Origin of the sequence: Enterobacter sp. 01-M-03-SI-ECC (assembly GCF_047530215.1) — a bacterium.
GTDB classification, from domain to species: Bacteria; Pseudomonadota; Gammaproteobacteria; order Enterobacterales; family Enterobacteriaceae; genus Enterobacter; species Enterobacter chengduensis.
Map to the genome: position 1 here is coordinate 23043 of NZ_JBLKDA010000042.1, position 10154 is coordinate 33196.

Here is a 10154-nt window from a genome sequence, read left to right on the forward strand (position 1 = left end):
GGGCGCTAAATTTATGAGGCGAGATAATATTCATTACAGGGAATAAAACATCGAGTGTCATAGTTGCTCCATACAGGCTTGGTATTATTTATTTTTTCTTTCCCAGGGATGAATGGATGGTATTTCCGAGGGGCTCTTTTGAAAAACGATAAATAGTGGGAATCAAAGTGAGTTTTACTCAATGTTGCGCTTTGGAGTGCAATCACGCACATCCTCACGCTCGCGTTTTGTTTCACAAATGCCATAGCTCATTGGACGTCCTGAATGGTATAACGTTCTGCGGCAACTGGGTTGCCGTCTGCTGACCTCATTCATAAAGGTGTATATGAAACAAATTACGTTCAGTGACCTGCAGCAACAGAGCGAGCAGGCCGCAAATTCTCCTCGCTTACGCGCGCATCGCAATTTACATCCTGAGCTGAGCGACCCGGTGCAGCGCCTGGCCATCGCGATGGAGCCCGGCACCTACGTTCGTCCCCATCGCCACCCGCACACGTTTGAACTGCTGACCGCGCTGAGCGGCCGCTTTCTGGTGCTGAATTTTGATGAGCGCGGTACCGTGACCCGGCGCGTGGTGTTGGGTGAAGAGTGCAAGGTGCTGGAGATGGACGCAGGCACCTGGCATGCCGTGCTGTCGCTGGATAAAGGCGGCGTCATTTTTGAGGTCAAACACGGCGGCTACCAGCCCGTGGCTGAGCAGGACACCGCCCCGTGGTCACCGGCTGAAAACGCGCCCGGCACCGCGGAGCTGATGAAATGGTACGCCCGGGCGCAAGTGGGTGACGGTGGTTTTACCCTCTGATTGAGCTCTCAAGCTCCTGCAGGAAATCCTCTACCTGGGCAGACGTCGTCGTGTCTGCCTGGAAAAGAATGTCGAGCTTAACATTCTTCAGCCCGCAGAAGCCAAATACCCCTTCAATAATCTGCGTCTGAATCGCCGTTGAATAGCCGTGTTTGTCGAATCCGCCGGTATCGGTTCCGGCGGTGGCAATCAGGCGGACGGGAACGTCACGTAAGTTGCCCACAATTCGGCCGTCGTCGGCCACCTTATACGCCCAGTTCAGGGTTAACACGCGATCGAACCAGCCTTTCAGCAGCGCGGGGACCGACCACCAGTAAATGGGGAAGACAAACACCAGCATATCCGCCCGCTCGACGCGCTGCTGCTCGCGCAGAATATCGTCGGGAAGGGCGCTCGGATCGCCGTGATACAAATCAAGATCGGCGCGGGACATGGCCGGATTAAACCCTTCAGCATGCAGATTGGCTATCTCCACCTGCGTACCCTGTTCACGCAGCTTCCCGGCAATGCGTGCGGCCAGCGAATGGGATAATGAATTGTCGACAGGGTGAGCCGTCACGATCAGTGCGTTATTAATGGTATTTGTAGCAGACATAGCGACCTCGAAGGGATGGGAATTGACACCTATATTACTATTGGTAACTTAGCTGTCAATCCGCCCCTGCCGATCATTTTGTGCTATTTACGTAGGTCTCCAGCACGCCAATCATGGCGCCGCTGAGCGTATCTTCCGCCACATTCCGGGCGAGCACGCCGTTACCCGCGGCGGTACTGAGGGCGTCCGCCGCACCAATGATGGCCGTCAGCACCGCTTCTCCCTGAACGCCTTTCAGCACGACGAAGGGAGAAAGCGCGGTGCGCAGGCAGTCGGCACATTCGGCCACGCATGCCTCACGAAACGTCTGCAGCGCATGGGAACCGGACAGCGCCGCCGCAATCGGCCCGGTTTCCGGCCCGGCGGTAATCACGCAGTCGATATAGGCGGCGCTGATAAAGCGGATCGTCTTCTCCAGCGTTTTGCTGTCCACCGCCAGCGTCTCGCGGAATTTCGCCAGCTGGCGATCGCTATAGTCCTGGTACAGCGCCATCAGTAACCCCTCACGATCGCCAAAGTGATCGTAGGGGATAGGCTTGGTAACGTTAGCCCGTTCGGCAAGATAGCCAAGCGTCAGCGCCTCGGTGCCTTGCTGACGAACGATTCCGCGCGCCACCTCCAGCAGCTGCACCCGGCGGTCCTCTTTTCTTAAGCGCTTAACAACCATGCTTTCCTCAATTCTGTTATTTACTAATGGTAGTTTACACGTTTTCTGCAGGGCGCTGCACGCGCAGTTCCGCAGGGCGGATCCGGAACCAGATGGCATACATTGCGGGCAGGAAAATAAGCGTAATGAGCGTTCCTCCCAGCGTTCCGCCGATCAGCGTATAGGCCAGCGTGCCCCAGAACACCGAATGCGTCAGCGGAATGAATGCCAGCACGGCGGCCATGGCGGTCAGTAACACCGGGCGTGCGCGCTGGACCGTCGCTTCCACCACCGCCTGAAACGGATCGAGACCCTCCCGCTGGTTATGAGCGATTTGACCGATCAGGATCAGCGTGTTGCGCATAAGAATGCCGGAAAGGGCGATCAAACCGACCAGCGCGTTGATGCCAAACGGCTGGTTGAAAATCAACAGCATCGGCACCACGCCAATCAGCCCCAGCGGCGCGGTTAAGAACACCATCACCATCGCCGAGATTGAGCGCACCTGCAAAATGATGATCAGCAGCGTCAGGGCAATCATGATCGGGAACAGCGGAATCATTGCCTGCGTGGCTTTGCCCGACTCCTCAATCGAACCCGCCATGTCGATACGGTACCCGGCCGGGAGCGTATCAACTATCGGCTGGAGCTGCTTCATGATGGCGACCGACACGTCCGGTGGCTGAAGATTGTCGGCGATATCGCCCCGCACGGTAATGGTCGGGGTGCGATCGCGACGGCGCAGGATCGGATCTTCCATACCGACTTCAATCTTGCCAATCTGAGAAAGCGGCACGCGCTGTCCTGCACTGCCGACCAGGGTAAAGCCCTCGATTTTGGCCGGGTCAAGACGGATCTCACCCGCCGCGCGCGCAACGACGTCTACCGAGCGAATATCTTCCCGCACGGAAGTGACGGTCACGCCTGACAGCAGGAACTGAAGCTGCTGGGCAACGGCGCTGGAGGTTAGGCCGGTCGCCTGCAGGCGGTTTTGATCGAGGGTGAAATGCAGGACGGGAACGCGTGAACCCCAGTCGGTGTTGACGGTTCTCATCATCGGACTTGCCTGGAGTATGGCTTTCACCTTGTCAGCGATGTCGTGCACCTGTTCGACATCCGGCCCCGTCACGCGCCAGGCTACCGGGAAGGGCGAATAAGGGCCAAACACCAGCTGCGTCACCCGCACGCGCGCTTCGGGCGCAAGGCCGTTGGCGACGGCCTCTCTCAGCCGGCGCTTAAGCGCCTCGCGTGACGTCTCGCTGTCCGTCAGGATCACGATTTTCGCAAAAGAGGGGTCGGGCAGTTCAGGCGCCATCGCCAGATAAAAGCGGGGCGAACCCTGACCTATGTAGGCCGTGACGATTTTGGCTTCAGGCTGCTGGCCCAGCCACGCCTCTAGTTTTGCCGTGGCGGCGCTGGTTTGCTCAATTGAGGTGCCGTAGGGCATCTGCACCTCGACCAGCACTTCCGGGCGGTCGGAGGTCGGGAAGAACTGTTTTTTAACCAGCCCCATGCCGAGCACGGCCAGAATGAAAATGGCGACCACCGACCCGGCCACCCGCCATTTTCCGGCGATAACGCGGGCAAGCAGCTGGCGAAAACGGTTATAGCGAGGCGTGTTGTAGATGGCAGCATGACCCCCTTCGACTTTGGGTATAGCCGGCAGGATCTTCACCCCAAGATACGGCGTGAACACCACCGCGACAAACCATGATGCAATGAGGGCGAGACCGACAATCCAGAACATATTGCTGGTGTACTCCCCGGCGGTCGACTGGGCAAAACCATTCGGCATAAAGCCAATGGCCGTCACCAGCGTACCGGCCAGCATCGGCGCGGCGGTATGGCTCCAGGCGAAGGCCGAGGCTTTAATTCTGTCGTAACCTTCCTCCATTTTAACCACCATCATTTCGATGGCGATAATGGCATCGTCAACCAGCAGGCCGAGGGCGAGGATCAGGGAGCCCAGCGTCACGCGGTCAAAGTTAATTCCCGCGGCTTCCATCACCACGAAGACGACCGCCAGCGTCAGCGGTACCGCCGCTGCAACGACCACCCCAACGCGCCAGCCCATGCTGAGAAAACAGACCACCATGACCACCATCAGGGCAACGAAGAATTTGATCATGAATTCATCGACCGACGAACGGATGTTCACGGACTGGTCGGTGACTTTGGTCAGGGACATGCCAAGCGGCAGGCTATCATTAATTTTTGCCGCTTCCGCATCCAGCGCTTTCCCCAGCGCCAGGCCGTTCCAGCCTTCGCGCATCACGATGCCCAGCAAAAGGGCGGGTTCATGCTGATTGCGTATCAGCATCGTCGGAGGATCTTCGTAGCCGCGCTCCACCGTTGCCACATCGGACAGCCTGATTGTTTTGCCCTGCGCGACAAAAGGCGTATCGCGGATTTTCTGTAGTTCATCGAACGCGCCGTCCATGCGGATAAAAATCTGTGCGCCACGCGTCTCAATGGAGCCCGCCGCGGTTAACGCGTTCTGGCTGTTGAGGGCGTTAAAAATATCCTGCGGCAAGAGTCCTGTCGTCGCCAGGCGGTCATGGGAGAAGGCGATATAAATCCGCTCGGCCTGCTCGCCGATAATGTTCACTTTCTTCACGCCGGGAACGTGCAGAAGCTGCTGGCGCAGGCCTTCGGCATCGCGTACCAGCTGCCGCTGCGGTTCGCCTTTCGCTTTCAGGGCAAAGAGGGCAAAGGTGACATCCGCGAATTCGTCATTGATCATCGGGCCGATGACGCCTGCCGGGAGGCGTTGAGATTCATCTCCAAGCTTTTTACGCGCCTGATAGAACTCCTCCTGCACCTCTCCAGGCGGAGTTTTGTCCTGCAATGACAGCGTGATAAACGCCATGCCGGGACGGGTATAGGTTTCGGTACGGTCATACCACTTAAGTTCCTGCAGGCGCTTTTCCAGCGGTTCGGCGACCTGATCCTGGATCTCCTGCGCGGTCGCGCCCGGCCAGACGGTTATCACCGTCATCTGCTTTACCGTGAAGGGCGGATCTTCCGCGCGCCCGAGCCCGAAGAAGGCGTAGATTCCGGCTATGGTAACCAGAACAATCAGAAACAGCGTGATAGAACGTTCGCGAACGGCCAGCGCTGACAGGTTGAAGCGGTTTCCGCTCATGGCGCGTTCTCCGCCGGGGCGGCATTGCGTTGTTCTGCAAGCCTGACGACCTCACCCTCGTGCAGCAGATGTGCGCCTAACGCCACAATCTTCTCCCCGGGCTTCACGCCGCCCGTGACCTGCACCGCATCGTCACCCACGCTCAGCACCGTGACCGGCGTCCACGCGACCCTGGCCGGCTGGGCGGAAATGCGCCAGACGCCGGGACCTTTTCCGGCATCATAAAGAGATGCCAGCGGAACCTGCATGACCTGGCCTTCCGCTTTATTGTCCTGAATGTTCAGCGTGACGGTTGCCCCCAGCGGCGCGTTCGCCAGCAGACCATCCAGCACGTAGCGGGCTTCATAGGTGCGGGTTGCAGCATCCGCCGAGTCGGACAGCAGGCGCAGCGTTGCGGTGACCGGGTGTTTTTCATTGCCATACAGCGTGGCCTGCGCTTCGCTGCCGACGGCAGGGCGCAGCGTTTCAGGAAGCTGCACGAGCGCTTCACGCTGTCCCGCCCGGGCAAGCCTGATGACGACCTGTCCGGCGCTGACGACCTGACCCGGTTCGGCGAGCGTCTCCATCACCACGCCGTCCGCATCCGCCAGCAGTACGGCATAGCCCGTGGCATTTTGCGCCACGCTGGACTGCGCCCGGGCGGCGCTGAGATCGGCCCTGGCCGTATCCGCCGCGGCTTTGATCTGATCATACTCCGAGGCAGACACGGCGCCGGACGCCACAAGGCCGCGATAACGCGCCTCGTCGCTGGTCGCTTTTCTCGCCCGCGCCTGGGCCGCATCCACCGCGCGCTGCTGTGCCTGCGCCTGTAACTTCAGGTCAACAGGATCGAGGCGCAGTAAGGGCTGACCCTGTTTGACGGTCTGTCCCGTATCAACCAGTCGTTCAAGGATTTTACCCTGAACTCTGAAACCCAAATCGCTTTGCGTTCTGGCGACCACCACGCCCGTGAAGGTGCGGGCGGTTGTGTTCGCGAGCGCGACGGAGGCGGAGCGGACCAGCGGTGGCTTTGTGCGCGGATCGTCACTCGCGGAAATATCGCCGCATGCCGCCAGGGCAAACGGCAGAAGACAAACGGCAACGCGGGCTGAAGTAAGCCTGAGCATGGGAAACCTTTTTGACGTAACAGGACGGTATCCGCATTCTCTGACTAGTGACCAAAAATGTCAATGGTCACAACTCAGGGGGCCAGGCTTCTCAAAATCAGTGAGGAGAGGAGCACCGCCGCGGTGGGGGCCATTTCGAGGTTGTACTGCAGCTGGTTGGGATTGATAAAAGGACACATCACCATGTGGATAGCCTGAGTGACCTCGTCCAGCGGGGTTTTTCTTTCAAACTCCCCGGCCTGCCTGCCTTCGATGATGATGCTCTCAATCAGCTTCATCAGGCTTTCAGCATAGCGTTCTGTTGAAGGCCACTGCTCGCGGGCGGCGACGGCGGCAATGTCGTACAGCTTACGGTCGCGGAAAAACAGCTCGCTTCCCGCCTCGGTAAGCGCTTTGAAAAGACGACGTAATTTTTCGCTTGCTGAGGGCGCACCCTCGATGGCCGACAGCACCGCAGACATAATCAACTCCAGGCGGTTAGCGCAGATCACCTCGCCGATAGCCTGCTTGGAGTCAAAAAACTTATAAATGTAGGACTTTGAAAAACCGATGGATTTAGCCAGCTCGGCGACGGTGGTTTTTTCATAGCCGTAGTGACCGAAGTGCTCAAAAGCCGCTTCGACGATTTGCTCTCTGACAGAGTGGTCAAGTGGACCACGTATTGATGGTGCATTCATAGTTTTAGTCATTATTTAAGCTTAGCGTGACGGGCCGGGGTTGACAACGAGTGACCATATTGTGCATTGGTCACGTTTGATTTATCCCGCGTCGTGAGGAGGGGACAATCTGCCAGGTGGAGTAAGTGTATCACCGTTTCTTTTGTTAATGTTTTTTAAGCCAGTCGAGAAAAAACTGGCTAAACGCTGTGACCTGGAGCGGCTGCAGCTTGCGCTGCGGATAAACAAACTGCAGCCCGACATCTTTGCGATCGTAGCGGCTAAAGCCGGTGAAGCTGTCAGCAAACAGCACCGTGAGCCTTCCGGTCTCAACGTCCTCTTTTACGTCCCACCACGATTTCCCCGCGATGCCCGCGCCGCTGAGCGCCCACTGACGAAGCAATGCCCCGTCGTCGCACACCATGGCGGGCTCTACCTGAACGACGCTTTCCTCTCCCTCTTTTTCAAAGCGCCATTCGTTCATCACCACGCCCTGAGACTCAAGCGCCAGGCACCGGTGTCGGGCTAAATCTGCAAACGTGGAGGGGATACCGCGTTCGTTAAGATACTCCGCGGAGGCAACCAGCACCCGATGGTTCGGGCGGATATTTCTGACGACAAGGCTGCTGTCCGGCAGGTTGCCGAAACGCACGCTCATATCCAGCCGGTTAGCGACCAGGTCCTCAACGTGTTCTCTTAGCGAGATGAAAAATTTAACCTCAGGATGGCGGCGGGAAAATTCAACGACGGCGGGGCTGAGATACTGTCTGCCAAAGTCCGAGGGCGCTGAAAGGCGAATGTTGCCGCTGAGCACGCCTTCTTTTTGCGTTAATAGCGACTCGGCGTGATGCACCTCTTCCAGCACGCGCAGCGCGGCATGGTAAAACTCTTCCCCGGCGCGGGTCAGCGTAATGGATCGCGTTGAGCGGTGAAACAGGCGCGTCTGGTAACGCTCCTCCATCGCCTTTAGCCTGGCCGTCATGGTGGCAGGGGAAAGCGACAGGCGTCGTCCGGCGGCGGAAAGACCTCCAGCCTCGGCCACTTCAACCAGCAACGCCATGTCTTCGAGTTTACCCATTATTCATCTTTTCCGAAAAGTGCATCTGCTTTTAGCGTAATTATCAAAACCAGATGCCGCCTGTAAAGTGATTTCATCCAAACCGGATTTCCCCCACCAGCTGCCTCTGGCCCAGGTGCGCGACCCCGCCACGCTGTTTGGGGGCAATGCCACGGGGTATACCGATTACCCCACCTTGCCGTTATTCTGATAAATGATTGAGAGAAAAATGATGAACTCTTCGACCTATTTTCGTTTTGCCTTAATGCCGCTTATTTTTATGGGGCTGTCGGCAACCGCTTATTCTGCGCAGGAGGCGTGGGTGAAACCGCAGCAGCTTATTGTCGATAAAACTCTGCCGCACGCGCAATTACAGGCGAATGAAGCCGTTGCCAGAGAGTATGCCTCGTTCTGGAATACGGGCAATGAGTCCCTGGCACGTGATGCCCTGGCAGTAAACTTTATTGATAAAACGCCTCCGGAAGGTCGTAGGCAAGGTCCCGAGGGCGCTATTTTAGCTTCCCGGACGTTTCGTACAGCCGTTCCTGATTTGCGTTGTGACGTTGAGCAAATGATTATTTCAGGCGATCGTGTGGTTTCGCATTTACATTTTCACGGCACTTTCACCGGGACATTTGGCAAGCTGAAAGGACAGGGGCAGAAAATAGATTTTATCGCCACGGATATCTATGAAATTAATGACAGTAAAATTGTGGCGAACTGGCATATTGAGGATAACCTGACGCTGATGAAACAGCTGGGCGCCCTGTAAATTCATCACTCCGGGGTGGCCCGGAGTGATGCGCAAATCCTATAAGCCAAGATCGCTCAGCGAAGGGTGATCGTCCGGGCGTCTGCCCAGCGGCCAGTGGAACAGGCGCTCGGATTCTTTTATCGGCATATCGTTTACGCAGGCAAAGCGTCGCTTCATCAACCCGTCCGGCTCAAATTCCCAGTTTTCGTTGCCGTAAGAGCGGAACCAGTTGCCGGAATCATCATGCCATTCATAGGCATAGCGCACCGCGATCCGGTTATCCGTAAATGCCCAGAGCTCTTTAATCAGACGATAGTCCAGCTCTTTTTTCCATTTCCGCTCCAGAAACGCCTGGGCCTGTTCACGGTTGGTCGCGAACTCTGCGCGGTTGCGCCATTGGGTATCCAGCGTGTAGGCCAGCGCGACGTTGGCCGGGTCGCGGCTGTTCCAGCCATCTTCTGCCAGTCTCACTTTTTCGATGGCGCTTTCACGGGTGAAGGGCGGTAAGGGAGGACGTGTGTTCATGGCGATTACCTCTGTTTGATTTTATGTAGACAGGTCTGTCTACTTGCGCTAATCTATGCCTGAAAAATAACGCTGTCAACACCCTTTTTGAGGCTGCCAAAAAATGAAAACAGCACCCGCAAGCAACGAGAAAATAAACAGCGCCAGGGATAAAATATTAACCACGGCGCACGATCTGTTTTATTCCACGGGCTTTAAAGCCACGGGCGTGGATACGCTGATTAAAGAGGCGAAAGTGACCAAGGTGACGTTTTATCGCCACTTTCCGAGTAAAAGCGAGCTTATCCTTGCCTATTTGCGCTATCGGCATGAAATATGGATGAGCTGGTTTGAAGCCTCATTGCGCCGCAATCTGGATTCGGGTCTGATATCGTCTGACGCGTTATCTGCCACGCTTAATGAATGGTTTATTTCACCAGAGTTCCACGGCTGCGCGTTTATTAATGCCAGCGCAGAAGCCAAATCCGAAGAGATTGAAAGCGAAATAAAAGAGATATGCCGCGATCATAAATCCGACACCAGGAAAATCATTGCGCTGCTGACGGGCATAGCTGATGAGCAGATCGTTGATCAAATCATGTTGTTGGTTGACGGCGCCATTATCCATGCACAAATGGGAATGGATACAGATGCAGTAATAAGCCCATTAAAAACGGGTATCAGATTGCTGACAACGCACAAATAATGAGTTTTGCCCATCGACGCTGCGCCTGCACGGGCCTCCAAACGTCTCAGAATCGTAGGCCGGGTAAGCGCAGGGTATGAACCGGAAACATGGGTAACACTTTAGACCGGATACATGGGTAACAGTTATAACTGGCATAGAAGAGGAGACTCGCTATGCCCTGGACTGAGACCCGACCTATGC

The 10154-nt window shown here is 56.5% G+C and carries 10 protein-coding genes; 3 read left to right on the top strand and 7 right to left on the bottom strand.

Annotated elements, in window-relative coordinates; all coding sequences use genetic code 11:
• Positions 1 to 325 precede the first annotated feature (325 nt).
• Positions 326 to 802: a WbuC family cupin fold metalloprotein gene (locus tag ACMWKK_RS23575; RefSeq protein ID WP_045329010.1), complete on the top strand. Its 477-nt coding sequence runs from the start codon at positions 326 to 328 to the stop codon at positions 800 to 802.
• Here the strand turns inward: ACMWKK_RS23575 and ACMWKK_RS23580 are convergent.
• The 6 genes from ACMWKK_RS23580 to ACMWKK_RS23605 form a co-directional block, all read right to left on the bottom strand.
• Positions 792 to 1397, bottom strand: coding sequence for an NAD(P)H-dependent oxidoreductase (locus ACMWKK_RS23580; protein WP_045329009.1), 606 nt, complete (start codon positions 1395 to 1397; stop codon positions 792 to 794). The genes ACMWKK_RS23575 and ACMWKK_RS23580 overlap by 11 nt on opposite strands.
• A 73-nt stretch (positions 1398 to 1470) precedes the next feature.
• Positions 1471 to 2064, bottom strand: a complete 594-nt coding sequence (locus tag ACMWKK_RS23585) for a TetR/AcrR family transcriptional regulator (RefSeq protein WP_045329008.1) — start codon at positions 2062 to 2064, stop codon at positions 1471 to 1473.
• Positions 2065 to 2098: 34 nt separating this feature from the next.
• Positions 2099 to 5188, bottom strand: a complete 3090-nt coding sequence (locus ACMWKK_RS23590) for an efflux RND transporter permease subunit (RefSeq protein WP_112781456.1) — start codon at positions 5186 to 5188, stop codon at positions 2099 to 2101.
• A complete protein-coding gene (locus ACMWKK_RS23595; RefSeq protein ID WP_112781457.1) occupies positions 5185 to 6294 on the bottom strand; it encodes an efflux RND transporter periplasmic adaptor subunit in 1110 nt (369 codons plus the stop codon). The genes ACMWKK_RS23590 and ACMWKK_RS23595 overlap by 4 nt, the downstream gene beginning before the upstream one ends.
• Before the next feature lie 74 nt (positions 6295 to 6368).
• Positions 6369 to 6983 (bottom strand): TetR/AcrR family transcriptional regulator, encoded by a 615-nt coding sequence (locus ACMWKK_RS23600; RefSeq protein WP_045329005.1) that lies wholly within the window; start codon positions 6981 to 6983, stop codon positions 6369 to 6371.
• A gap of 133 nt (positions 6984 to 7116) precedes the next feature.
• Positions 7117 to 8028: a LysR family transcriptional regulator gene (locus ACMWKK_RS23605; RefSeq protein WP_112781458.1), complete on the bottom strand. Its 912-nt coding sequence runs from the start codon at positions 8026 to 8028 to the stop codon at positions 7117 to 7119.
• Between the two features lie 211 nt (positions 8029 to 8239).
• Between ACMWKK_RS23605 and ACMWKK_RS23610 the strand changes: the two genes are divergently transcribed.
• Positions 8240 to 8779, top strand: coding sequence for an ester cyclase (locus ACMWKK_RS23610; RefSeq protein ID WP_112781460.1), 540 nt, complete (start codon positions 8240 to 8242; stop codon positions 8777 to 8779).
• A gap of 39 nt (positions 8780 to 8818) precedes the next feature.
• On the opposite strand, the gene ACMWKK_RS23615 is transcribed toward ACMWKK_RS23610, so the two are convergent.
• Positions 8819 to 9286, bottom strand: a complete 468-nt coding sequence (locus ACMWKK_RS23615; protein ID WP_045329003.1) for a DUF1348 family protein — start codon at positions 9284 to 9286, stop codon at positions 8819 to 8821.
• A gap of 103 nt (positions 9287 to 9389) precedes the next feature.
• Between ACMWKK_RS23615 and ACMWKK_RS23620 the strand changes: the two genes are divergently transcribed.
• Positions 9390 to 9971 (top strand): TetR/AcrR family transcriptional regulator, encoded by a 582-nt coding sequence (locus ACMWKK_RS23620; RefSeq protein ID WP_112781459.1) that lies wholly within the window; start codon positions 9390 to 9392, stop codon positions 9969 to 9971.
• Positions 9972 to 10154 lie beyond the last annotated feature (183 nt).

What these genes read in the sequence shown, in the direction of transcription:
- ACMWKK_RS23590 (WP_112781456.1), bottom strand. Translation starts at nt 5,188, where the DNA reads ATGAGCGGAAACCGCTTCAACCTGTCAGCGCTGGCCGTTCGCGAACGT.
- ACMWKK_RS23605 (WP_112781458.1), bottom strand. Translation starts at nt 8,028, where the DNA reads ATGGGTAAACTCGAAGACATGGCGTTGCTGGTTGAAGTGGCCGAGGCT.
- ACMWKK_RS23595 (WP_112781457.1), bottom strand. Translation starts at nt 6,294, where the DNA reads ATGCTCAGGCTTACTTCAGCCCGCGTTGCCGTTTGTCTTCTGCCGTTT.
- ACMWKK_RS23620 (WP_112781459.1), top strand. Translation starts at nt 9,390, where the DNA reads ATGAAAACAGCACCCGCAAGCAACGAGAAAATAAACAGCGCCAGGGAT.
- ACMWKK_RS23585 (WP_045329008.1), bottom strand. Translation starts at nt 2,064, where the DNA reads ATGGTTGTTAAGCGCTTAAGAAAAGAGGACCGCCGGGTGCAGCTGCTG.
- ACMWKK_RS23600 (WP_045329005.1), bottom strand. Translation starts at nt 6,983, where the DNA reads ATGACTAAAACTATGAATGCACCATCAATACGTGGTCCACTTGACCAC.
- ACMWKK_RS23575 (WP_045329010.1), top strand. Translation starts at nt 326, where the DNA reads ATGAAACAAATTACGTTCAGTGACCTGCAGCAACAGAGCGAGCAGGCC.
- ACMWKK_RS23580 (WP_045329009.1), bottom strand. Translation starts at nt 1,397, where the DNA reads ATGTCTGCTACAAATACCATTAATAACGCACTGATCGTGACGGCTCAC.
- ACMWKK_RS23610 (WP_112781460.1), top strand. Translation starts at nt 8,240, where the DNA reads ATGAACTCTTCGACCTATTTTCGTTTTGCCTTAATGCCGCTTATTTTT.
- ACMWKK_RS23615 (WP_045329003.1), bottom strand. Translation starts at nt 9,286, where the DNA reads ATGAACACACGTCCTCCCTTACCGCCCTTCACCCGTGAAAGCGCCATC.